Source organism: Campylobacter sp. JH32 (assembly GCF_017846535.1).
GTDB classification, from domain to species: Bacteria; Campylobacterota; Campylobacteria; order Campylobacterales; family Campylobacteraceae; genus Campylobacter_D; species Campylobacter_D coli.
Map to the genome: position 1 here is coordinate 1 of NZ_JAEQBS010000044.1, position 519 is coordinate 519.

General features: G+C 24.5%; 1 pseudogene. It reads right to left on the reverse strand.

The annotated features are described in order from the left end of the window. Positions 1-366, reverse strand: a pseudogene (locus KAR67_RS09440) (hypothetical protein); the annotation flags it as partial. Positions 367-519 lie beyond the last annotated feature (153 nt).

A 519-nucleotide genomic window follows, 5' to 3' on the forward strand; every position in this document is an offset into this window, starting at 1 on the left:
TCTTTTTTCTTGTAATTCTTTATATTTTTGAATATCATAGCATATCATTTTTCTTTTGTATTTAGCAAACATACCTATGTCAAGCCAAGAGTATGTATTGTCTATTTTATATTCTTGTATTGTATTTTTGCCGTCCTTATAGTACCATAAAATAATAATTTTTTTTATTCTAAAATCTACATATTGCTCTGTTATGTTGAATAAAATATCCTTGTTTATTTTTTTATAATTATCCCAAAGACTTATAATATTTTTTGCATCATAAATAACCGCCTTAGAATCAGCCTTCTCACACAAACTCTCAAATTCTTTAAAACTACTTTGCCATTCAAGAGGTACAAAAGAGTATCCAAACCAAAGAAGCATGAATAATGGATAAGGTAAAAATAAATAAAACTTTTTAATTTTTTTATCAATATTAAAAATTTTAAAGACAAGATAAAAGACAAGCTTTAAAAATAAATATACCCATATAGTAGAAAGTATAAACAAGCTAATCCATCCAAAGAAAGGAAAAGG